We start from the raw sequence: 26,132 nt of genomic DNA, 5'->3' as shown, positions 1-26,132 counted from the left end.
ACATTAGACAAATTTTTGTTATTTCGAGATGAAACGGACTACAATCCTCATTGCACTGTAATGTGGTATGTATACGGTTTTTTAGTATATTATGCTGCGCTAATACACCCGATAGCTTTCTCAAGATTTACTTTATAAAAAGTATCTGATACTTTCACTACTAATTTAAGAAGCAATTGGAAGAAAGAATTTATAATACTGACTGTGATCAAATTAACTTTAGATAGCAATCTTCTGAGGGAAAAAGAAAATTTTAATTAATTGAAGATTTGTTAAGATTAGATAATCAGAGTGTACAAAAATATTTCTGGATTTTTAGTTACAGGATTTTATTTAGAAAATAAATATCTGGAATTAAATTATGTATTTAAGTGATAGTTTTACCGAAACTATCACTTAAATAAGAAAAGAAAAAGTCATATTCCTAATATCAGTATTATCAATTAGAGAGTTACCGTTGACTGTAATAGAAATTCTTGATATTTTCGGAATCAACAAGTTAAATTGATAATAATTATTTTGATCTTTATTTAGTTTTAATTTTTAATCTTTTCTTGCTCAAAATACATATACAAAATATCGTGCTATTGCGCTTTATTTGCTATATTTCTTCGCTATAAATTACGGGTTTTAATTTTTCTAATCTTTTCAACCCAAAAACTAATCTGATCGCAATTCAGGCGATAATTTAGAGGATGGGCAATTAAATGAGCGGTACTTTCAAACAACGTATCAATTTCTACCAAGCCATTTTGTTTCAACGTTTTTCCGGTAGAAACTAAGTCTACAATTGCTTCTGACATTCCGGTTATAGGTCCTAATTCAACTGATCCATAAAGGGTAATAATTTCTATGGGCAAATTTAAATTATAAAAATAACTTTTAGCACAATTAACGAATTTAGAAGCTACTCTACCATGAGGGGGAAGATCAACAGGACGTTTATAAAGACTAGTCTTAGATACCGCAATACACATTCGACAATAGCCAAAAGCCAGATCGGCTAAATCCGCTACTAAGGGAGTTTTTTCTAGTAATAAATCATAGCCAACAATGCCTAATTGTGCTTGTCCGTATTCAACATAAACTGGGACATCAGTCGCCCGAACTAATAATGCTTTAGCGGTGTTAGTAGAGTCTGTAATTTGCAATTGACGATTTTTGGGGTCAAGAAAAACACCAAAATCTAATCCAATTTCTTGGAAGAGTTTAATACTATCGGACAAAAGTGCACCTTTGGGGATGGCAACAGTTAACATAAACTATTAATTATGATTAATGGCCAGATTGTCTCACATATTTTTTGAGTTTAGGATACTTTTTTCCAGAAAATTTAATAATCTATTGTTGGTTAAAGAGAAAAATCGATGAAATACTGGAAACAATGTTAACTCTGTTTAAGTTAATAAATTGTATAAATACAAAATAGTTAGGAAAAATCATACAATCGGTACTGAACCCCTGTTTCAAAAATCCTAACTCCACCCCCTTCAGCAATAGTCTGTCGTAAAGCGTTGGGATCAATAACGGTCACCCCTGCAAGGTAATCTATCCCAAATTCGGCTAACTCTGCTAACCAGGGAACTGTTGGTCCCATTAACACTAATTTTGCATCCCTAGAGAGTTCTACTAAGCGAGGAAAGGTTTTATTTGGTATAGAAGTTCCCGTTAGAAATACCCAGTCAGACTCGGGTAATAAGTATTCTGATGCAGATGCGGGAAAGTCGCCAGACCTTGGTTTGAGTTCAATTATATTGATTGCCATTTCAGTTTCGTAACGGTTTAACCCTGGGTAGCGCCCAATGACTGAAACCCGTTTTCCTCGCAATTGAGGTAGAAAATGCTCAAAGACTGCTAAATTAGCTGGACCAGATGAAAGAACAGGCTGACTTTTTTCCGAGAGATTAGACTTAGAATTGATTACAGCATTAATTGCAGCCATTCCAATCGTTGCTTGATAGTCATCCCAAGATCGCAACCAGGGGGCTATATCTGCTATAGTTCGATTAACTAGGGTTCCTGACCAAGAAAGGGTACGTGTAGGAATAGTCGGACTCATACACAGTCCAATCTCTTCACCATGACAGATGGTCCAGGTTAAACCGATGATAACCTCTCGGATAGGTGTAGTGTCGGTACCATAATCTAGGAGTAAATCATAAATTTCTTGAGGATTAATCATTTCAGAGTAAGTAGGGGACATTTAATAGAATAATCTAAAAAAATACCTCATGGTACGATGCCTACCAAAAAGATTAAAATGTGAAGTTCAAATGATAGGATAACAAGTGCGCTCGCTGGTGAATGTATGGCAGAAACTTTATTATTTAACGCACTCCGCCAAGCCATTGATGAAGAAATGGCATATGACAAGACAGTCTTTGTTTTAGGAGAAGATGTAGGCCACTATGGTGGTTCCTACAAGGTAACAAAAGATCTCTACAAAAAGTATGGAGATCTAAGAGTCCTCGATACTCCGATCGCTGAAAATAGCTTTACAGGAATGGCTGTTGGTGCTGCTATGACAGGGTTACGCCCCATTATCGAAGGAATGAACATGGGTTTTTTACTCCTAGCTTTTAATCAAATTGCTAACAATGCAGGGATGTTACGATATACCTCCGGAGGAAACTTCAAAATTCCGATGGTCATTCGTGGTCCAGGTGGCGTAGGACGACAGTTAGGAGCTGAACATTCTCAACGCCTCGAAGCCTATTTCCATGCGGTTCCTGGGCTTAAGATTGTTGCCTGTTCTACTCCTTATAATGCCAAGGGACTCCTTAAAGCAGCCATCCGAGATGAAAATCCTGTTCTATTTTTTGAACACGTTCTTCTCTATAATCTCAAAGAAAAACTTCCCGATACAGAATATATAGTGCCCTTGGATAAGGCCGAAATCGTTCGATCCGGGCAAGATGTCACTATATTGACTTATTCTAGAATGCGTCATCATTGTCTTCAAGCGTTGAAAAAATTAGAACCAGAAGGGTATGACCCTGAAATTATTGACTTAATTTCTCTCAAACCCTTTGACTTAGAAACCATTGGGAATTCTATTAGTAAAACTCATAGGGTGATTATTGTGGAAGAATGCATGAAAACAGGGGGAATTGCCGCTGAATTAATTGCTCTAATTAATGATAATTTTTTTGATGAATTGGATGCCCCTGTTATTCGCTTATCATCCCAAGACATCCCTACCCCTTATAACGGCAACCTAGAAAATTTAACTATTGTTCAACCTCCTAAAATTGTTGAAGCAGTGCGGAAAATAATCGCATTGCAGGTTTAAATGTAAAGGAAAGACTAGGAGTCCATCTTTTGCGGTCTGCCCCTCTTCCCTAACTTTATAAAGGAATTATCATGCAACAACAGCGTTTAGTCCTTGGTTTAATCGCCGCCCTAGCTATTGGGGCGATCGCCATTTTAGTAGCTATTCCCCTACAATTAGGGTTAGACCTTAAAGGAGGGGCGCAGTTAACTATTCAAGTTAAACCCACTGGCAAGATTCAAAACATCAGTCCAGAAGACTTGGAAGCACAGAAAGTTGTGTTGGGGAATAGGGTTAACGCTTTGGGGGTAGCTGAACCCATTGTGCAAACCCTAGGACAAGATAAAATCGTTATCCAGTTACCAGGGGTTACTGATTCTCAACAAGCTGAACGGGTGCTAGGAGGAACCGCCCAATTGGAATTTCGAGAACAAAAACAAGGAACTGAAGGTCAGTTTCAAGCGGAATTTACGATTAAACGACAATTAGAAGTAGAATTAGCAATTCTAAGGCGTGATGGCACATTAGAGGAAAATTCTGAACGTGTTATCGAATTAACTCAATCTATTAAACAATCTAACCTTGCTATCTTAGATTTGTTTGAATCAGTCGATTTAAACGGAAAAAACCTCAAGAATGCTCGTCCTAGTCCCACCCAAGCAGGAACTAGTTGGGAGGTGGCTATCGAATTTGATAATGACGGGGGCAAAAAATTCGCCGAACTCACGAAAAATCTGGCGGGAACTGGTCGTAGTATCGGAATTTTTCTAGATGATACACTGATTAGTGCTCCAATTGTAGGTGTAGAGTTTGCTAATACTGGGATTACGGGAGGTAGTGCTGTCATCACAGGGAATTTTACTATTGATAGTGCCAATGAACTCGCCGTTCAAATTCGCGGGGGATCTTTACCATTTCCGGTAGAAGTGGTGGAAAACCGTACTGTCGGGGCAACTTTAGGACAAGAAAGCATCCGAAGCAGCATTTATGCTGGGGTGGCTGGGTTGATCCTTGTGTTAATCTTCATGGCGATTTATTATCGCCTTCCTGGGATGATTGCTAATTTGGCCTTGGGGGTTTATACCTTATACACATTAGCTTTTTACGCTTTGATTGGCGTTACCTTAACGTTACCTGGAATTGCCGGATTTATCTTAAGTATTGGTATGGCTGTAGATGCAAATATACTAATTTTCGAACGGACTCGTGAAGAATTAAGATCTGGAAATAGTCTTTATCGCTCTGTAGAATCTGGATTTAATCGCGCATTTTCTAGTATTTTAGACAGTAATGTCACTACTTTGATTGCCTGCAGTGCTTTGTTTGGATTGGGATCGGGATTGGTTAAAGGATTTGCCCTCACCCTTGCTATTGGCGTATTGGTAAGTATGTTTACGGCAGTTACTTGTAGCCGAACTCTTTCATTACTAACGGTATTAGGATTGCCCTCAGTCCGTAAAAAACCTGAACTATTTTGTCCTAATCTACCTAAAACCGTTAATTAATTTTTTCCTCGAATTGAATTTACTAGTGAGAACCTCAAAGGAGAAGAGAAAAAAACTTTGTTTATGAATTTCCTAACTGTTGCAGTTTACTAATTTATTGATTACCAAACAATGAAATTACATATTCTTAAATGGGAACGCCTATGGTGGTCGATTTCAACATTTCTTATTCTTGGTGGAATCATTGCGATGTTAATTTCCTATTCCACCTTCAACTCGCCTGTACGTCCAGGGATAGACTTTATAGGGGGAACTCGACTACAGTTACAATTAGTCTGTGCGGCAGAAGGGACCTGTGACCAGCCCATCGATACAGGGAAAGTTCGAGAAATTCTTGTTCAACAGGGGTTGAATGGCAGCAGTATTCAGGTTTTAGAAAACAACATTCTATCAATTAGGAGTAAAAATCTCGACGTTGACCAACGTACTCAGTTACAACAAATCTTAAATAAGAAAATTGGACAATTTGACCCTGAGACCATTCAAATTGATACAGTAGGTCCAACAGTGGGACAAGAGTTATTTAAGTCAGGAATCCTAGCTTTGTTAGTAGCTTTCTTCGGAATCATTGTCTATCTTACTGTTCGCTTTCAATTTGATTATGCCTTCTTTGCAATTATTGCCCTCTTTCATGATGTTTTCATTACAGTGGGAGTCTTTGCTGTGTTAGGGCTAATTACAGCAATTGAAGTTGATAGTCTATCTTTGGTCGCTCTATTAACAATAATTGGGTTCTCAGTTAATGATACTGTAGTCATTTATGATCGCATTCGAGATAATATAGAAAAAAAACCTGATATTTCCATCAACGAAGCGGTAGAAACTTCCGTCAACCAGAGTCTTGCCCGTTCCATTAATACTAGTGTTACCACCATATTACCATTATTAGCTATTTTCTTATTTGGGGGAGAAACCCTAAAATATTTTTCCCTCGCCTTGATTATTGGTTTTCTTGCTGGGGCTTATTCAAGTATTTTTATTGCTAGTACCCTATTAGCTTGGTGGCGTAACCGAACACTTTCCTCAGTAGGATCTTAAAGCAATCATTAACTTAATTCTTGACAGAGTTGTCGAAAATGATCACCACGATGTTCAAAACTTTGATACTGATCAAAACTAGCGCAAGCCGGAGAAAATAATACCACTTTCACCTTCTGTTTCTGTCCTAATTCTAATCCTCGTTTAACAGCATTTTCTAGAGTTTCTACTATTTCATAAGCTTCATATCCCGACTCTTGTAACTTTTGAGAAAATATTTCGGCTGCCTCTCCAATTAACAAAACTGTAGAAACTTTTTTTTTAATTTGTTTAATCCAACGGTCATTGTCCCCTTCTTTTATTTTTCCCCCCGCCACTAAAATTACTGGAGATTTGACGGAAACTAAGCCAACTTCTGCTGCATCATAATTCGTTGCCTTACTATCATTAATAAAGTCAATTCCCCGCACATTACAAATTAATTCTAGGCGATGAGGAACTCCTTTAAATTCAGGAATTGCCTGAGCAATCGCCCCTTTTTCAATTCCTGCTAATCGTGCTGCTCCTACTGCCATTAATAAGTTTTGTTGATTGTGAGACCCCACCATTTTAAAGAGATTCAAAGGCGCGATTAATTCCCCAAAAGCGACTATCCAATTATCTTGAACGTAGATCCCCTTAGAAGGAGTGCAGAGTAAATGATCCTTTCCTTTAGTAGTCGTCCAATAGGCATTGGCCCACTGATTTAATCCCACTTGATGTAAATGAGGATCATCTCCATTAAGGATTTGATATTCACACCGATGTAGGATAGATGCTTTGATAGCATAATAATTATCTAGGGTTTTATGACGGTCAAGATGATCAGCCGTAAAAGTTGTCCAAATACCAATTTTTGGGGCTAATCTTCTCAAAGACTCTCCTTGATAACTACTAACTTCAGCTATAATCCAATCAAATTTCTCTAAAGATAGAACAAGCTCGCAAGCAGCATGACCAATGTTGCCGCAAGAGGGGGCATTGAGTCCTGATGTTTTAAAAATTGACGCTGTTAGGGCCGTGGTGGTAGTTTTCCCATTGGTTCCCGTGATTCCTACCCAAGGAAACCTGTGTAAATATCGCCAAGCTAATTCCAATTCTCCAATAACATCAATACCGTGAGCGCGCGCTTCTACCAAAAAAGGAATATCAAAAGGAACCCCTGGACTGACTACAATTAAGTCAGGTGAGTCTGTCGTTATCAACGTTAGTTCATGTCCTAATTTAACCGTAATCCCTTCTTGTTCTAAGATCCGTCGAGTTTGTTGTAGGGGTAAAGAGTTAGCGCGATCACTCAGAACTACTTCCCATCCGTCTGTTTTCAGTACTCTAGCTGCGGCAATTCCTGATCTTCCTAGTCCAATAATATAAGCAATGGCCATAAGCCTAATGTTGCACCTATCCCTGATTAAAGTAGTCTTGATTTTATCAAAATAACTATCATTTTTACTATAATTTTTCAGCAATACTATTCAAGTATTTTTTCTGATTAACTGATTAATGACTATTATATTACTAATAATTGACTAATAAAATAACAAAAAATAACCTAAAAATTTTAATATTTTCTATGTATATCATTCCAATATAAACTTACCAAGCAATATATTTTTTGAACGATAATATATAGTTATTTATGATATAAAGTAAGTTCTGTATAAGATAAATTTTGATTTATCTTATTGTTAGACTAGAGATACTTAAATATCTAATATATGTAATTATGAATCTTTTAAAAACTCAACAATTAATTCATAAAAAATGTAAAATCGCTGCTAATATCATTAATATCGAAAGTTAAAAACTAATAAATTAAAAACTTTTCAAATAAAAAGATATAAATTGTATTATTTAACTCTTGATAAGATTTCAATATCTATAATCAGTAATTAATCGAAAATAAACTAATAAAAATCAGAGGTTCTAATAATTTTAGAAGGATTAACGCAATGGGTAAACTATCGCCGTATAAAAAAAATAAGTTAAAGAACAGTGTAAAGAAAAAGTTTGCTTGCTCGTAAATTATATGTTATTTATAGATTATTTTAAACTGTATAATTATTTTTATTATCGTCAATAAAAAAATTATTAGCTATAAATTATTTAGAAAACCATTTGTGCAGTCGTCAATTGTCCAGCAGATTTAGTAGTTTACCCTAAAAAAAGGGAAAATCGCTACTTTTTCACAAAATACTCATGGTAATAAGGTAAACACCCGACATAAATTAATACAACAACAGGTAAACACTACAACAACCCTTCATAATTTCTTATCTGTACAATAATCATGTTACTATAAGTCTAAGGGTGGTAGCTACGATTTTGGGACAGGAAAACATTAACGGAAAAGTTGATAACTTAAGATGGATAGAGCTTTCTTATTTAGCTAAGGAACGTAAACGTAATCAAGTTGTCTGTGATTTATATAGTCTTGAGTAGACTGCCTTGAAATTTTCCAGTTGACTTTGGCACTATAAACAACATTAGTTACATTGTAAAAACAGAAGTTTTTTTATTTACTATTCTTACGTTAAGTTTTGATTCAACAAGAAACCTTAAACCTTCTCGAATGGCCTCGACTCTGTCAACACCTGTCTACCTTTGCCGAGACAAAACTAGGAGTGTTAGCCGCCAGGAAACTATCGATTCCCGATTCTATTGAAGAAAGTAAGCAATTATTAGCCCAAACCAAAGAAATTTATCGTTTAGAACAGAGTTTAGAAGTTCAATGGTCTTTTGATGGGATCACTGATATTGGAGACTCTCTAGAACGAGCTAAATTAGGAGGAATACTTTCTGGACAGGAATTGCTTAATATTGCTACCACTTTAGCCGGGGTGAGGAGACTGCGGAGAATAATCAATAATCAAGAAGATTGTCCTATTTTGGAAAAATTAGTGGCAGATATTCGGACTTATCCTGAATTAGAGCAGAAAATTAACCATTGTATTGACGAAGCAGGAAAAGTCGCTGATCGCGCTAGTGTCAAATTAGGAGAGATTCGTCAAAATCTTAAAGACGTCCGCGATCAAATTTATCAGAAACTCCAAAATATTATCCACCAACAAGGGGGAGCAGTCCAAGAAGCTGTTATTACCCAACGGGGTGATCGCTTTGTAATTCCTGTAAAAGCTCCAAAAAGGGACCAGATTAGAGGTATTGTTCACGATACCTCTAGTACAGGAGCAACTATTTATGTTGAGCCAAGTTCCATCGTACAATGGGGTAACCAACGCCGTCAATATTTACGTCAAGAACAGGTAGAAATAGAAGCTATTTTGCGTGCTTTAACCGAACAAGTTGCTCTTATTTACAGTGAACTAGACTATTTACTTGGAATAGCTACTGTTCTTGACTTAACAACGGCTAAAGCTCTTTATAGCTTATATTTAGAAGGAAATGCTCCAGAATTTATTGACCCAACTGAAGGAGAGTTGATAACTCTGCGGCAACTACGTCATCCTCTGCTTGTTTGGCAACAACAGCACGAACAAGGTTCTCCTGTTGTTCCCATAAATGTTCAGGTTGATCCAAAAATTCGAGTTGTAGCAATCACCGGACCTAACACAGGAGGCAAAACCGTTACTCTAAAAACCATCGGTTTAGCTGCTTTGATGGCTAAAGTAGGTTTATTCATTCCTGCCAGAGAACCTGTAAAAATCCCTTGGTTTAGACAAATTTTAGCAGATATTGGAGATGAACAGTCAATTGAGCAAAGTTTATCCACTTTTTCAGGTCATATCCGCCGCATTGTCCGTATTCTAGAATCTCTGACAACCACTCTCTCCCTTGCCCCCTCTTTTTCTCTTGTCCTCCTTGATGAAGTAGGTGCAGGAACTGATCCTGCAGAAGGAAGTGCATTAGCGGTCGCTCTTCTTCATTATTTGGCTGATCATGCTTTACTTACCATTGCCAGTACTCATTATGGGGAATTGAAAACGTTAAAATATCAAGATGACCGTTTTGAGAATGCGTCAGTAGAATTTGATGATCGAACCCTTTCTCCTACTTATCGTTTATTGTGGGGGATTCCAGGGCGTTCTAATGCCCTAACTATTGCTGGTCGATTGGGGTTACAAATGGAAATTATTGAAGAGGCTAAAACTCGCATTGGAGGGTTCTCTGAAGAAATTAATGAAGTTATTGCCGGGTTAGAAAAACAACGACGAGAACAGGAACAAAAAGCACAAGAAGCTAGTAACTTGTTACAACAAACTAAGAAGTTTTATACAGAAGTTTTAGAAAAAGCTTCATCGTTGCAACAACGAGAACAGTCGTTGAAACAATATCAAGAACAAGAAGTTCAAAAAGCGATTGCCCAGGCGAAAGAAGAAATTGCTCAAGTTATTCGTCAATTGCAAAAGGGAAAACAAACAGGACAACAAGCACAAAAAGCTACGGCTACTTTACGAGAAATTGGTGAACGTCAATTATCTAAACTGGAACAATGTAAACCTGCTTATAAGCCCCAAGTTGGGGAAACAATTAAACTACCAAGATTTGGACAGACAGCAGATGTATTAGCAATAGATGAAGCACAGGAAGAAGTTACTGTGCGTTTTGGATTAATGAAAATGACCGTTTCTTTCACTAAGATTGAATCTTTAGATGGGAAAAAAGTTGAAGTTATTGCGAAAAGAAAAGTCCCTATTGCTACTTCATTAAAAACTGAAAAATCTCAATATATTCCGATGATTAAAACATCCCAAAATACTTTAGATATTCGAGGAAGTCGCATTGCTGAAGCAGAATCAAATTTAGAAAATGCAATTTCCAAAGCCACTAAATCAGGGGTTTTATGGGTTATCCATGGCAAAGGAACTGGAAAACTACGTCAAGGGGTTCATGAATTTTTAAAGCTACATCCCCAAATAGATAAGTTTGAATTAGCACCTCAAAATGAAGGCGGCTCAGGAGTAACTATTGCTTATTTAAAATAGTTAATTATTAATATTTAAATCCAACTTATCATATTAAGTATCATCAGAATTGAGCATTTCGATGGAATCATTAATTCTAAGAGATATTAAAAGGTTAGGTAAATAAAGAACAAAACCTGTCTAAATTTTCGTTAGACCAAACTGATCATACAAAATCAGCCAGTAACATGCTAACTCAAGAAGCTTCATAATTAAATATTGAAGATGTTTCTCGACCTATTAAGATCTACTTTTAATTAACTTCAAGTTATTATTAACACCTTTTACTATCTTTTTAGTTGTTTCTTAGTCAAAATAGACAATAATTTCTTTGATTTTATTTAAATTAGGATATTTATAAAAGGATTAGTGAAATTTTATACATCTAGCTTGCTTTAGTCCTTTGTTATTTGCTTAAATCTTAATCTTAGATAAGATATATTTACTTTTATTTAATCTTGACATAATTTTTTCTTTTTAAGAAAAAAAATAATATATACGAGCTCTTTAGCTTCTAGTTAAAAATTTTTTTGATGATCTAATTCGGCATTAACTTATTTCATCAGAAAATATATATCTACTATGCTACTACTCCAACTTACTTAATAGGATTAATTTATTCATGATATTTTCATAAAAATTTTTAAGATTTATATTCACCTTCTCAATTTTTGTAAGAATATTTTTCAATAAAACTTCTGACAATTTTACTATTTCTTCAGATATTCTTGTTTTTATAAATTTTACTTGCACTACTTTATCTAGATTTACTATCATTATATGATTTAAAAAAAATCATTTAATGATAGTAAATAGTTAGCAATTTACTTTAATTACATTAAATATATCAGAGTTTTTTTTAAAAAACTAAACTTTCTTGTGGATTTATTTCCATATTGATTAAATTTTATTTAACTACAATAATTTTTTTTAAAAAAATAGTTTTTATCTTAAGATAATTGCTTACAATTAATTTATTTTTTAACGATTAAATTTTAATAAAAACTCACTTACTGCTATTTTTTTAAAAAAAATTAAAAGAATGAAAATACAATAATGGGTTATATTAGTATTTTCCAAATTTAAAATTTCATTTATTAAACTAAGTTTAGTATTTGATGCGATAGCAATAAACTAAGTGGAGGTATTGAATTTAGTTTGATTAAGTTTAAACACAAAACCTATTATAATAGTGTTTATACACTAATTATAGTTTTTGACAAGCTAATTATTAATAATCAAACTTTATCTTTATATTTTCGACTTTGATATTATTAGGGTTAGTAAAACTTTAATAATATCAAAATAGCTGGAGAGTACTAGGGAAATAAAATGGAAATAATTTTAACTTTCTTAAAAGAGGAAAGTCAATTAATTATTGATTTAATCAGAAAACTAGAAAGTTAAAATCTATTCTCTGTTATTTCTTCATTAGAGTGTTAATTTTACCCAAATAATAGATTAGGTAGAACCTATTATTTGGGGTGTAGTTATGTTAAAATATGAAAGGATATAAAAATAAATCTAATTATCTGAATTAAAATTAGGCCTTTAGTTAGGCCTTTTTTGTCTCTTTTTAAGACAATATTCTCTTAATCTGCAACCTTTAATGGAGTTGATTACCCTATGACTGCCTCTCAAGATCGGATTATTCTCACAGACTTGAGTAATGAAATGTCCCGTTCTTACTTGGAATACGCCATGAGCGTCATTGTAGGACGAGCATTACCTGATGCTAGAGATGGGTTAAAGCCAGTCCACCGTCGTATTCTCTACGCCATGTACGAACTAGGGTTGATCCCTGAACGCCCTTTCCGAAAGTGTGCAAGGGTGGTCGGAGAAGTCTTAGGAAAATATCACCCCCACGGGGATACAGCCGTTTATGATGCACTAGTAAGGATGGCGCAGAATTTTTCCATGCGAAATCCACTAATTGAAGGGCATGGAAATTTTGGGTCAGTAGATAATGATCCCCCTGCAGCTATGCGTTATACGGAGTGTCGTCTACAATCGTTATCAACGAATGCTTTATTAAGAGATATTGAATCAGAAACAGTCGATTTCGCTGACAACTTTGACGGTTCGCAACAAGAACCTGTCGTGCTTCCGGCTAGGATTCCCCAATTACTACTTAATGGTTCTTCTGGAATTGCAGTAGGAATGGCGACTAATATACCTCCCCATAACTTAGGAGAATTGATCGATGGAACCGTAGCTTTGATCGATGAACCAGAAATAGAAGAGGTAAAACTGAGAAAAATTATTCCTGGACCCGATTTCCCCACTGGAGGACAAATATTGGGAAGATCAGGTATTAAGGATGCTTACACCACTGGACGTGGTTCAATTACCATGCGAGGGGTGGCTACTATTGCCACCGTTGAACAAAAGGGAAAACCTGATCGCGAAGCTATTATCGTCACCCAATTACCTTATCAAACTAACAAAGCAGCTTTAATTGAACGAATTGCTGATCTAGTTAACGATAAACGTATTGAAGGGATCTCTGATATTCGAGACGAGAGTGATCGCGAAGGAATGCGGATTGTAATTGAACTCAAGCGGGATGCTTATCCCCGTGTTGTTCTCAATAACCTTTATAAACAAACCCCAATTCAAAGCAATTTTGGGGCTAATATGCTGGCATTAGTCAATGGAGAACCACAATTACTTACTCTAAAAGAGTTTCTTCAAGTTTTCCTTGATTTTCGTATCGAGACCATCACTAAACGAACTAAATACGAGTTACGCAAAGCTGAAGAAAGGGATCATCTATTACAAGGGTTACTAATCGCCTTGGATAACTTAGATGCAGTTATTCGGTTAATTCGTCAAGCTGCTGATACAGTCACTGCCAAAGAAGAGTTAGTTGAACAATTTAGTCTTTCTGTGGTTCAAGCAGACGCTATTTTACAAATGCAACTGCGTCGTCTTACTGCTTTAGAAGCTGATAAGATTCACGCTGAACACAAAGAACTGCAGACAAAAATCGCCGATTTACAAGATATTTTAGCTAAGCGCGAACGTATCGAAACTATTATCAAAGAAGAACTCGGGCAAATTAAATCTATCCATGCTACCTCTCGTTGTACTGAAATCATCCGTGACGACGGAGAAATCATTGATACTGATTTAATTGCTAATGAGCAAGCTATCATTCTCCTTACAGAACAAGGATACATTAAACGGATGCCTGTCAGTACCTTTGGAGCGCAAAGTCGGGCAACGCGGGGTAAAGCAGCAGCAAAAATAAAAGAAAATGATGTAGTAGAACATTTCTTAAGCTGTTGTGACCACAATCAAGTGCTATTTTTTAGTGATCGCGGTGTCGTCTATGGTATTCCTGCTTATCAAATTCCCGCGGCCTCTCGAACCGCCAGGGGAGTGCCCATAGTCCAAATGTTACCCATTCCCAAAGACGAAAAAATCACCTCTATTGTAGCGGTCAGTGAGTTTAGCGAAGATATATATCTCATTATGTTGACTCGTAAAGGATACATCAAAAAAACAGCCTTAGCCGCCTTTAGTAATATTCGCGCCAACGGGTTAATTGCTATTTCTTTAGGAGAAGGAGATCAACTGCGTTGGGTAAGACTGGCCAGGGCAGAAGATAGCATTATTATTGGGACACGCCAGGGAATGGCCATTCATTTTCACGCTAATCACCAGCAATTGCGACCCCTAGGACGATCCACACGAGGAGTTAAAGCCATGAAGTTAAAGTCAGACGATAACTTCATTAGTATGGATATTCTTTCAAGTCAAGTGATAGTCGGAATAGAGAATGCACAAGAGGAGGAAGACGAAGAATTACTCGAAACCGAAGAATTACTCGAAACTGAAAAAACCACTGGTGGCCCGTGGGTATTAGCTATTACTAATGGAGGGTATGGAAAGCGGGTTCCTGTTAATAAATTCCGTCTTCAAAATCGTGCAGGAATGGGGGTAAAAGCCATTAAGTTTAAATCTAAAACTGATCGTTTAGCATCGTTGCATATTGTGAATGAAGATAACGAGTTGATGATTGTGTCTAACCGAGGGATTATTATTCGTCAAGCGGTTAATGCTATTTCTCTGCAATCTCGTATGGCTACGGGAGTTCGGGTACAAAGGTTAGACGATGATGACGCAATTGCTGCTGTTGCGTTAGTTCCTCAAGCCGCCCAAGAGGGAGAAAGTAACGAAGTAAACGAAGGTGAAGAGGAATAAATTTATGAGTAGGGGTTAACGATTCTTAATCCCTACTATAAGTTAAGCCTTTACAAATTGACTTAAATATAAGATTTTTTAAGAGAAAATAGTAATTATTCTGAATCGAAGTGATGAAAATTGGCGTAACAATAACAAACTTATAATCATAATTTATAATTACATATTTTTTTGTAAATCTTTTAAAATAAAATTCATATTAACTTCAAGAAATAACTCGTGTTAGAGTTGGTACTAGTTATCAATCAATTTTTATTGATTCTAATTTAATAGATGTGGATTTTTACATTTATAGAGCCTTTAAAAGAGTTAGTGAGTAATATATTCTCGGTCTCTAAATAATTTGTAAATTAAATTTATGCGCTGTGTTGTCTGAAACTTAAAAGTCAATATTTGCCACAATTGTTTGGAATCAGATTCAGTTTAAATTATTAATACTATCCTACAGGATTTTTATCTTATCTAACTAAGTTTTTAAAAAATAATTATGCTTTACTTTGAGCCCAACAACAGATTTTTCTGGAGTAGAATCAATAAAATTAATCTCTACAATCTTATATAATTTTTTTGTTATAAATCTGTTAAAAATAGTATTTTAGTATTCTTGTTCAAGATATAAGTAAGGAAAATCAGTAAGACTGAAAAATCAAAAAAAGAAATAAAAAGCTAGCTAAAATAAGCTATAAAAAATATTTATTACTTAATAAAAAAAGATTATAAGTTACAAAAAATTAAGATATAACAAGTAAAAAAATGTCTGTAGTATTTAGAGAATATTTATTAAATATAAAAAAAATTTTTACTCAAATAATGAGTGATGTGACTTTCTATAAATTTCCAGAATATACGGAAACTACCTATCAATATTTTCCGAATAATTGTCGAATCATTTTGATAATCGAGCTATCTGAGTAGTGACAGAAGGAATCAAGAAGAAAATTCAATTAATTAAGCTATGAGCTCATAGCTTAATTAATTTTGATTAAATTAGAAAGATAGTCTGGTTTAACTGGTATTTTTATTACTAATTTATAATACTTAATCCTAAAAGTTGTGAAAATAATTAACCTTTTAAAAAAAGTTTAATTAATCAATATAGGGCAATTATGCTCTTTTTTGAAAAAAACTGAAATATGGAATAGATTTGTACTGAATGTTCATTGGTTATTCACGCTGTACCGAACATTCAGTACAAAGGTTATATATCTAAATCAGTTAGATTTAATTTAGGTCCATAGATTTCGATAAATTCTCGTCGTGGGGCAACACGATCACCCATTAAAACAGTAAAGATACGATCAGCCTCGGCAGCATCCTCAATTTCTACACGTTTCATAGTACGAGTTTCAGGGTTCATAGTGGTATCCCATAGTTGAACAGGCATCATTTCCCCTAACCCTTTAAACCGTTGAATAATGTAATTAGCATTAGAGGGTAAACTGCGGAGATGTTCTTGTAATTCTCGCTCATTGTAACAATATGTATGATTGCGTCCCCTTTCTACTTTATATAAGGGAGGGCAAGCAATATATATATAACCACGGTCTATTAATTCCCGTTGATAGCGATAGAAAAAGGTTAATAAAAGAGTTCGGATATGTGCACCATCCACATCGGCGTCAGTCATAATAACTACTCGATGATAACGCAATTGAGAGTCATCAAATTCTTCTCCTTTAATGCCTAATCCTAGAGCTGTAATTAATGATTGAATCTCATTATTCTTGTAAATTTTGGCATCATCGGTTTTCTCAATATTCAGTATTTTTCCTCGTAGAGGTAAAATAGCTTGAAAACGACGATCACGTCCTTGTTTGGCACTTCCTCCTGCGGAGTCTCCTTCCACTAAATAAATTTCTGCTTCTTCAGGATCTCTAGTACTACAATCTGCTAATTTTCCAGGTAAGGGAGAAGACTCTAAAACCGACTTCCGACGAACTAATTCTCTGGCGTGTCGTGCTGCTTCTGCTGCTTTGAAAGCCTGAATTGCTTTTTCAAGAATGTTATCAACAACATGGGGATTAAATTCCAAATATTCATTAAGAACTTCCCCTACCAAAGAATCAACAATTCCCCGAACTTCTGTATTACCTAATTTCGTTTTTGTTTGCCCTTCAAACTCCGGTTCAGGAACTTTCACAGAAATCACCCCTGTTAATCCTTCTCGGATATTTTCTCCCCCTAAATTAGGCTCATTATCTTTGATTTTGTTGCGCTTGCGAGCAATATTATTCATAGTCCGAGTCAGAACTGTTTTTAACCCCTCTAAATGAGTTCCTCCGTCGATCGTCCGAATATTATTAGCAAACCCCAACAAATTATCACTATAGGCATCAATACACCATTGCAAAGCCACTTCTACTTGAACTCCATTTTTCTCTCCCGAAACATAAATGACATCTTGGTGTAGGGGTTCTTTTTGCCGACACATATAAGTGACATATTCTTTGATCCCTCCCTCATAACAATAGATTTCAATGTGAGGTTCTTTAAGTCGATAATCACTGAAAGTAATTTCAACTCCTGCATTAAGGTAAGCTAATTCTCTCAATCGACCGGCTAAAGTACTATAGTCAAACTCGATGCCTACCGTAAAGATTTGGGTATCAGGTAAAAAGGAAATAGAGGTTCCAGTAGGATGGCTAGGATCAGGTTTAGCTTCTAAGGAACCCATGGGAATTCCCCTTTCGTAATGTTGAGTGTGAATTTTTTTGTCTCGCCAAACCCTAACATTTACCCATTCCGATAAGGCGTTGACTACAGAAACTCCAACTCCATGTAAACCTCCAGAAACTTTGTAACCTCCTCCTCCGAATTTGCCACCAGCGTGGAGAACGGTCATTACAGTTTCTAAGGCGGATTTGCCCGTAGTAGGATGAATATCAGTGGGAATCCCCCTGCCATTATCTATAATGGTGACAGATCCATCGGGATTTAGATCAACTCCAATATGAGTACAATAGCCTGCTAAAGCTTCATCTATAGAGTTATCGACGACCTCATAGACAAGATGGTGAAGTCCCCTCGGTCCAGTAGTCCCAATATACATCCCTGGACGCTTGCGGACGGGGTCTAACCCTTCAAGGACTTGTATCTGTTGCGCGCCGTAATCACTTGTTGTCATGAATCTTTCCCAATAATAGCTTAGTAATAGCTTACAGGGGAACTTCTAACCCCTCGATGGCAAAATCTTCAAAAATTCTAGCACATAAGGTTTAATGACTGCTTTAGAGAGGTCTGGAGAGAGTTTTTTATTTGGGTATAGACAATGATTGTAGAGACAAATTTAGAGGAGAATTTTAACTTTTGACTGAATGTATAGGTCAATAACTGTTGACCTATACTCTCGACTTATAAAAATAAATTGGGAAAATTTACTTATTTTTAGGTTATTCTAAACTAATATACTTAATTACTAATTTTGATAAATTTCAAATAAAAAAACAAAGTATTTTGATTAATCTTATTGGTAGTGTCTTAAGATATTTTTGTATAGAAAATATCACGTTTTTTTTAAAAAATTTAAATATTTGAGAATATAAAATAATATATGGGTTAAAAAACTGTATTATTTGAGCTCAATCATGTTTAACTTCTCAATGGTATGTAATCGCTACTTATATCAAAATAGTAATTATCCTAAATCATTAGATTAGATAATAAAATTACTTACTATAAGCTTAACTGAAGCTACTATAACCTAACCGCAATATTCTAAAGCTATTCCTCACAGTCAATGTGTTGTTATCTTGAATTCTATAATTATTGTTCTAATCTTGTTTTTGCCATTACCTATTGAAATATAAAAGTACTAATAAGAATAAAAAAATATGCTGAAAAGCTATTAATGTAGATTCTTACTATCGTAAAATTTAATTTTTATAACAGCTGACAAAAATAAGATCTTCTTCTAAGTTATTAAAATAATTTAATATTTTTAATCTTTTCAGTATTAACTTATCGAAAATAGATAAACACTATTCTTAGTAGATATTTTTTTAGAAAAAATTATCTAAAAACAGTATAAAACTAATTTTTTTCAAAGAAAGCTAATTATAGTTAATTTGTATATTTATCAGTGATTCTATGCCGCAACTACTAATTTTTAAAATTAGAGCGCTTACAGTATTAATTTAGTAAATACTAATACAAAATCATACTTAAATATTTAAAATAAGTATCATATATATCTATAATTAGACGAAAAAATTAATAAATTTACAAATTTAACTGAATACTTTATCATTTAAAATCCTTCTATTTTAGAATTGAAAATGATTGCACTACTTGTTAAATTAGATAATCCTATTTATGCTAAAAATAAGTGTCATTGATAATTTCAGTATTTAATTTAATTTATTTTAAATTCTTTCACATATCTATTTTTTTTCTACACCTCATTTAACCATGAACAAAGAAATTAATTTACCCATTACTAGACTACCAGAACTAAAAATAAAATTAGAAGTAACACTAATTCAGTGTAGTAAAAATAATTTTTTTTAAATAGAAATTATAATTATTTAACATGTAGTTAAAACATTGAGATAGATTTTTTAAAAAAAGATGAAGATAATATTGTCGATATTAATCAAGCAAAAATAGGATTGAAATTAGATTTTTAGTTTGAGAACTTACGTTAATAATATAAGCAGTTATGATGTGAAAGACATCCTACCGTTCAGTTACTTTCTACTATAGTTAATTACTGTTATTATATAACAGATTTTATCTAAGCGGTATTCATTGGTTCTGTTGTTTTTATTATAAGTATTAGTATTCTCCTAATGGAGAAAATTAACCTAGTAATTATTTCTATTTTCGTGGCAAATTTTTAATAAAAAATAACAAAAATTGTACTAATTTTGATAAAAATAATTATTTTTAAGGGGTTTTCTTGAAAAGCAAAATTTTCTGATAGAAACCAATCAATACTTCCGCCAATATATTCCTTAATTTTTTCGAAAATGAGTAGATTTAAATTTAATCAAACTTTCACTTCTAGAACTTAAATTAAACATTTCCACAGATATCTGAGGAGTTAAAATAACCCGCATAGAATCGTATGATATTGTCCCCTCAAAAGTAGTTCGAGACTCTATAAAATCACAAACGACTGCTGAACGTCAAGAACAGACAGCTATTTTAAACTCATAAGGTAAACGAGACTCTAATATTAATTCAGCCCAAAGAGAAATTCAAGCAATGCTTTTAGAAGCAGAAGCAATTGCCAAAACTTTGGCGATTGTATCACAAAACATAAGCACCGATAATGTCCATGAAGCTCTACAATTTGTTTTGGCTCAGAACTATTTAGACATAGAAGTTAGTATTGGCAATAATGAAAGTAGCAAAGTCATGTTTATAGACTTTCATAATATAGTTTCTAAACTAGAAGTGATGTGTTCTGTCGTAAAAAATCTATTTAATAGAACACACCTCATTAGAACAGTAGCTAGGAAAAACTTACCGCCATTCTGCTGGGTAAATTGTTTTAATTACTCTTGGTAAGAGTACTATAAGTAGTCAAAACATGAGTTTAAAAATACTTCTTGCTCGAATCTAGGTCTAGAAGAGATTTTGATCCTGACTTGAACACTTGCTAAGTTCTGCTATACCCTGTATTACAGATAGTACACTTTAGTATCTAAATTTAGACGGAGAATCATTATGCTGCGACTAGAAAACATCAGTAAAATTTACCAAACTGCAGAAGTGCTAAAAAACATTACTTGGGAAATCAACCCAGGAGAACGAGTCGGGTTAGTTGGAGCAAATGGGGCGGGGAAATCTACCCAACTCAAGATTATTATGGGACAAGTAGAACCTACTTCTGGAGAAGTAGTTCGGCCAGGAAATTTAAAAATCGGTTATTTAACCCAAGAATTTGAGGTGGAACCAAGTCGGACTGTTCATGAAGAATTCTGGACTGCATTTGAACAAGCTAATCAAGTCTACCAAGAATTGACCAGAGTTCAACACCAGATGGAGGTTGCAGATACTGATAAATTAGATAAACTAATTCATAAACTAGATAAATTACAAAGAGAATTTGAAGCCCTTGATGGTTATTTTCTCGATGCGGCTATTGCCAAAATATTACCGGAAATGGGCTTTAAACTTGAAGATGGTGAGCGTCTAGTAAGTTCCTTTAGCTGTGGTTGGCAAATGCGGATGAGTTTAGGTAAAATTCTCTTACAGGACCCTGATATTTTACTACTTGATGAACCAACAAACCATCTAGATTTGGAAACCATTGAATGGGTTGAAAAATATCTCAAAGGACTAAATCTTCCAATGGTAATTGTTTCCCATGAACGGGAATTTTTAGACCGCTTATGTACAAAAATTGTTGAAACGGAGCGTGGCGTTTCTAGTACTTATGTCGGAAATTATTCTGATTATCTTCAACAAAAAATTCTTAGTCGAGAGGTTCAAGAGAATACGTATCAACGGCAACAGAAAGAAAGACAAAAACAACAGGAGTTTGTTGACCGTTTTCGAGCCAGTGCAACTCGTAGTACTCAAGCAAAAAGTCGTGAAAAGCAACTTGAAAAAATGGAAGTTGTAGAGGCTCCCACGGCTAATGTTAAAACCTTACAGTTTGAATTTCCTCCAGCTCCTACTAGTGGACGTGAGGTTGTTATCATTAAAGACTTGGTCCATGGTTATGAAAATAAGATTCTTTTCTTAGGGGCAAGTTTATTCGTAGAACGAGGTGATCGTATCGCCGTACTCGGTCCCAATGGAGCTGGAAAATCAACTCTACTACGCTTAATTATAAATATAGAAAAAGCTGATGGGGGAGAGGTAAATCTAGGAAAATATAACGTTATTCCAGGATATTTTGAACAGAACCAAGCTGAGGCATTAGACTTAACTAAAACTGTTATAAATACGGTTCATGATGAAGTCCCTGATTGGACTAATACAAAGATTCGTTCTTTGTTAGGTCGATTTCTTTTTAGTGGAGAAACAGTGTTTAAGAAAGTCGAAGGGTTAAGTGGAGGAGAAAAAGCCCGACTTGCCTTGCTTAAAATGTTGCTGAAACCTGCTAATTTATTAGTTCTTGATGAGCCAACCAATCACCTAGATATTCCAGCTAAAGAAATGCTTGAAGAAGCATTATCTAAATATGAAGGAACGGTTTTATGCGTATCTCATGATCGCTACTTTATTTCTCAAGTCGCTAATAAAATTGTTGAAATTCAAGAAGGAGAATTAATAGTTTATCCAGGTAATTATCATTTTTATCTAGATAAGAAAGAAGAGGAAAGACAAAAAGTAGAGAAAGAGAGAATAAAAGCCGAAAAAGCAGCTAAAGTAGCAGCAAAACGAGATAAACAGAAAGAAAAAGTTAAACCTAAGAAAGCCAAGACATAATCGACATTTCTTGTAAAAATTTTCTATTGAGCTTTTCTTTAACTTAACCTCGAGGAACAATAACATTCAATAAGACAGCCTCAGTCAATATAACTTCAATCAGTCAACGTAAGTTCAACAGGAAGTTATAGGAAAATAGGGAAGTAGCAGCTCTATACTAGAGGCAGTATTTATTGAGGTGTGGTGCTATGGATATAAAACCTCATCTAGATTAAGCTAACTCCAGACAAAACAGATAACTATACACTTATTGCTAAGTTAATGTAAAGTTTGATTAGCAATTACTTGGAGACCGAGGAAATTTTGTTCAAAAACTTCAAACACCAGTGTACTCAATAGTCATACAATCAAGTCCTCTTGATAGAGAGTGTTAGATTAAACTCAAAAAAAATTTAACGAACAATTCCTGCTGATTGATTAACACAAATTGGTTTGTAAGTACAAAAATACTAATTACTACGCATTATAAGCAGAGAAAAGCAATTAATGTAACAGCCCGATAGATACAAAATTATTAAACATTTGAATTTCATGTAATTTCTGATTGTTTCGCACACAAATTTCTAACCGTTCATAGAAATTGGGATTTTTCATATCTAACAAAAATAAGAAAACCTCATCCGGCGATGTCGTTAGTCTGTTCGATAACAACATTTATCGTACTTTCTATGTATCTAAATCTAGAGTGGAAATACAGGTAGGGAAAGAACAGCTAATTTCTTAATAGAGGAACATGGTTGAAAAACTGAGGAAAACCAATAGTTATTCTGAAATGCCAGCAACGGCTCATTTGTTTTTTTAATCACTTTCATTGGGATCATATTCAGGAGTTTTTTTACATTAATCTTTAACACGAACAATTGTTATTGTGTCTATGTTTTAACATCCTTTGACGAATTCAAGTAAATGAACTGGAACAAATATAAAGTATAAAAGTAGTTAAATAAAGAACAATTACTAGATAGAAATCTGTATAATAACTTAGTTTATTTAACTTTAAAAGTAAAAACTATTAAAGTTAACTTACAACCCCAAAATTATTTCTATTCAACACAACAAAAGCACAAATGCTATCTTTATATACAAGAGAACAGCAAGTTAAAAAACTTGTAAATAGGGTGAATCTATCAGAAAACATAATTTTTAAAAAATTTCTAGACGTCTCATTCAAAAATAAAGAATATTTAAGAGTTACCCATTAGCAGATTAATTAAAATATGATTTATGAAATGAATATGAAGTAATCTCTAAAAATAAAGAGCAGAAAACCGATACAATATGATGATTTATAAAAATAAGAGGTAGCTATCAGAACTTTTACAAATGATGTTACTTTTTTGCGTTTACAGAAAGGTCAGATATCGATAAAACTTTACAGTTTATATTTTAAATTATTCTCATTATGAGAATAACTTTCATTTCTATACCTTGTCCTCATTATCAGTCTAATAATGTCTTTAAATATAAATTTTTAACAGGAGGAAAACAAAGACATCGTTTTAAAAACTAAAATATTACGCAGTGGCAGTGGAACTATGGACGCAGCTAGTGTGCTTATAAGTAAATACGAAAATAGTAATTAACAAATTAAAAGAAGCACCATTTATCACAAGAGTCAATAAACATTTATTGAAACCCATTAATTCTGAAGAATTATGAGTGCTAATTGAGGTAAGGCTAAGAATCAAATAGAAGTTAAAATCATTAATAAAGGATTTAGAACTATATAAGATACGGAGTTATGTAGAAAATAAAAGTAATTGATAAGAGCTAATATTCTCTCTATTACTCCTTAATAGAGAGAATATTAGCTTAATTTATTTAGTAAAAGAAAGGGTTAATTATTCCTGAAACTTTAAAAAATCTTATAAGAGTTTAAAATCGAATCCCATTGTAGGGACAGATTAATAACCTATGGAAAAAAATACCTAGAGATAGATACGAAAATAGCAAGGAGAAAACTTCAAAAATTGATAAAAAACATACTATTGATTATCAACATCAAATCCAAAGAGAAGTACCTCTTGAACTTAATCATAATTTTATTGATGACAGCTTTGTAGCGAAAACTGCCTGATACTCCCAATCATGTTTTTATTCTCGATAGAATATTGTCAGATATTAACAGATTTCTAGTAGGTTTTTATGCAAACTCGTTTAATTGTTATCTGTGGTGCAACGGCCACAGGCAAGTCAGGGTTAGCCTGTCAATTAGCTCAACGCTTTAATTCCTTTATTATTAGTGCTGACTCGCGTCAAGTTTATCGAGAATTTGATATTGGAACAGCCAAACCAACTTTGGACCAACAAGCTTTAGTTCCCCATTATCTGATTGATATCTGTGAACCAACACAAACATTTACGTTAGCTCAATATCAAGAACAAGCACAATCGTTAATTAAGTTAGCTTCTCCTCTATCTCCCCCTTTCTTAGTAGGCGGGACAGGTTTGTACATCAAATCGATTGTACGAGGGTTGAAGATTCCTAGAGTGGCCTTTCAACCTCAATTACGATCACAATTCAATGTTTTAGGTCAATCACAATGTTATGCAAAATTAAAGCAAGTTGATCCTATTGCTGCCAGTAAAATTCACCCCAATGATAAAGTAAGAACTCTCCGTGCTTTAGAAGTATTTTACGTCACAGGGTACCCTATTTCTGAACAACAAGGGGAGGATCCACCCTCTTATCCTATCGTACAAATTGGGTTATATTGTGAGTCAAAATATTTACAAAAACGAATTGAAAAGCGAACTGAAGACATGGTTAGCATGGGGTTAGTTGAAGAAGTTGAAAAAATTACTCAAAAATACGGTTGGAATTTACCATTATTAAATACCCTAGGATACTCGGAAATCAAACGATATCTTCAGGGAGATCTGTCTTTAGCCGAAGCTAAAACAGCAATTGTTTTACACACCCGTCAATTTGCAAAACATCAGAAAACTTGGTTTCGCGCCTATGGAGAAATTGAATGGTTTGATATAAATTCACCCAGTTTTGTAGAAGAGGTTTGGTCTAAGTTAATATCTTACTAAATGAAAAAAACAAATAATATATGGTTTTATTTTAGTCAGCTTATGGAAATAATTGTGCGATATTTAAGAAATAAATTATGATTTTTTATTAATTGGATTAATATTTTTTTACATCTCTGCAAAAAACTACCCAATCTAAATGTAAGTGATGAAATAACATTAATAGGGAGATATATTTCAAGAATAGTTGTTTAAAAAGTTGGTCAAGAAGTTGGTCAAGAAGTTAAAGCTGTTCTAAATAATTAGTTCGATTCAAGACCCAATAAGGTAATGACAATAAAGAAAATAATATTGTAATAAATTTAACTTCTTCGAACTCTCAAAGAGAAAAAACTACGACTGTATAGTTAGGCTTGTCTATTCTTTACTTCAGCTATTTTTCTTACAATGGCTTAGACTTTACCTTGATATTCTCCATTTGTTAAGATAACAAAAAATTCAAAATAAAGAAGAAAGTTCGCAGTATCCTGAAAAAAAATTATTACACTTAACCGAAAAACCGCCTTCAATTAGTAGTTGAAACAGCGGATAATCTATAGATTTTTTTGTAACCAAACACCAGTAAATTACCTTTCAATTCTGTATATACTCATAAAAACTGGATAGTTGTAGTATAGTTTTTTTCCAAAAAAGAAGTTCTCACGATTTTAGTGATAATGATGATTTGAGTTTAAGTCTTGGTCTTTAATAACTTATCTCTAATAACTTATCTCTTTTCTCTTAATTTCTATCTGATACTTTCTCTGAGTTGAATCAGGAAAAAAAGTAAAATTTGAGTTGTCTTTTCCA

General features: G+C 34.0%; 13 protein-coding genes. 9 read left to right on the top strand and 4 right to left on the bottom strand.

Annotation, left to right across the window (positions count from 1 at the left end):
• Positions 1–614: 614 nt before the first annotated feature.
• Both hisG and RGRSB_RS06265 read right to left on the bottom strand, forming a co-directional pair.
• On the bottom strand, positions 615–1,259 hold the full coding sequence (gene hisG / locus RGRSB_RS06270; RefSeq protein WP_119260312.1) for an ATP phosphoribosyltransferase: 645 nt from the start codon (positions 1,257–1,259) through the stop codon (positions 615–617).
• A 170-nt stretch (positions 1,260–1,429) separates the two neighbouring features.
• Positions 1,430–2,182 carry a DUF364 domain-containing protein gene (locus tag RGRSB_RS06265; RefSeq protein WP_119260987.1) on the bottom strand — a complete coding sequence of 251 codons (753 nt, stop codon included), beginning with the start codon at positions 2,180–2,182 and terminating at the stop codon, positions 1,430–1,432.
• A gap of 126 nt (positions 2,183–2,308) precedes the next feature.
• On the opposite strand from RGRSB_RS06265, the gene RGRSB_RS06260 reads away from it, so the two are divergent.
• The 3 genes from RGRSB_RS06260 (at position 2,309) to secF (ending at position 5,814) form a co-directional block, all read left to right on the top strand.
• A complete protein-coding gene (locus RGRSB_RS06260) occupies positions 2,309–3,292 on the top strand; it encodes an alpha-ketoacid dehydrogenase subunit beta (RefSeq protein ID WP_119260311.1) in 984 nt (327 codons plus the stop codon).
• 71 nt (positions 3,293–3,363) lie between these two features.
• A complete protein-coding gene (secD, locus tag RGRSB_RS06255) occupies positions 3,364–4,776 on the top strand; it encodes a protein translocase subunit SecD (RefSeq protein WP_119260310.1) in 1,413 nt (470 codons plus the stop codon).
• A 111-nt stretch (positions 4,777–4,887) separates the two neighbouring features.
• Positions 4,888–5,814 (top strand): protein translocase subunit SecF, encoded by a 927-nt coding sequence (gene secF / locus RGRSB_RS06250; RefSeq protein WP_119260309.1) that lies wholly within the window; start codon positions 4,888–4,890, stop codon positions 5,812–5,814.
• Positions 5,815–5,822: 8 nt separating this feature from the next.
• On the opposite strand, the gene murD is transcribed toward secF, so the two are convergent.
• Positions 5,823–7,175: a UDP-N-acetylmuramoyl-L-alanine--D-glutamate ligase gene (gene murD / locus RGRSB_RS06245; protein WP_119260308.1), complete on the bottom strand. Its 1,353-nt coding sequence runs from the start codon at positions 7,173–7,175 to the stop codon at positions 5,823–5,825.
• Between the two features lie 925 nt (positions 7,176–8,100).
• Here murD and RGRSB_RS10760 point away from each other — a divergent pair.
• From RGRSB_RS10760 to gyrA, 3 genes are all read left to right on the top strand, one after another.
• Positions 8,101–8,232: a hypothetical protein gene (locus RGRSB_RS10760; protein WP_269460770.1), complete on the top strand. Its 132-nt coding sequence runs from the start codon at positions 8,101–8,103 to the stop codon at positions 8,230–8,232.
• 98 nt (positions 8,233–8,330) lie between these two features.
• On the top strand, positions 8,331–10,733 hold the full coding sequence (locus RGRSB_RS06240) for an endonuclease MutS2 (protein ID WP_119260307.1): 2,403 nt from the start codon (positions 8,331–8,333) through the stop codon (positions 10,731–10,733).
• A 1,605-nt stretch (positions 10,734–12,338) separates the two neighbouring features.
• Positions 12,339–14,921 (top strand): DNA topoisomerase (ATP-hydrolyzing) subunit A, encoded by a 2,583-nt coding sequence (gene gyrA, locus RGRSB_RS06230; protein WP_119260305.1) that lies wholly within the window; start codon positions 12,339–12,341, stop codon positions 14,919–14,921.
• Positions 14,922–16,119: 1,198 nt separating this feature from the next.
• On the opposite strand, the gene gyrB is transcribed toward gyrA, so the two are convergent.
• Entirely contained in the window at positions 16,120–18,045 is a 1,926-nt protein-coding gene (gyrB, locus tag RGRSB_RS06225) for a DNA topoisomerase (ATP-hydrolyzing) subunit B (protein WP_119260304.1), read from the bottom strand.
• 2,081 nt (positions 18,046–20,126) lie between these two features.
• Between gyrB and RGRSB_RS06220 the strand changes: the two genes are divergently transcribed.
• The 3 genes from RGRSB_RS06220 to miaA all read left to right on the top strand — a co-directional run bounded on the left by RGRSB_RS06220 (position 20,127) and on the right by miaA (position 25,343).
• Positions 20,127–20,432, top strand: a complete 306-nt coding sequence (locus RGRSB_RS06220) for a hypothetical protein (protein WP_119260303.1) — start codon at positions 20,127–20,129, stop codon at positions 20,430–20,432.
• A gap of 159 nt (positions 20,433–20,591) precedes the next feature.
• Positions 20,592–22,304 carry an ABC-F family ATP-binding cassette domain-containing protein gene (locus tag RGRSB_RS06215; protein WP_119260302.1) on the top strand — a complete coding sequence of 571 codons (1,713 nt, stop codon included), beginning with the start codon at positions 20,592–20,594 and terminating at the stop codon, positions 22,302–22,304.
• 2,145 nt (positions 22,305–24,449) lie between these two features.
• On the top strand, positions 24,450–25,343 hold the full coding sequence (gene miaA / locus RGRSB_RS06205; RefSeq protein WP_119260301.1) for a tRNA (adenosine(37)-N6)-dimethylallyltransferase MiaA: 894 nt from the start codon (positions 24,450–24,452) through the stop codon (positions 25,341–25,343).
• Positions 25,344–26,132 lie beyond the last annotated feature (789 nt).

Source organism: cyanobacterium endosymbiont of Rhopalodia gibberula (genome assembly GCF_003574135.1).
Classification (GTDB): Bacteria; Cyanobacteriota; Cyanobacteriia; order Cyanobacteriales; family Microcystaceae; genus Rippkaea.
This window is presented reverse-complemented; position numbering and strand designations above follow the sequence as displayed.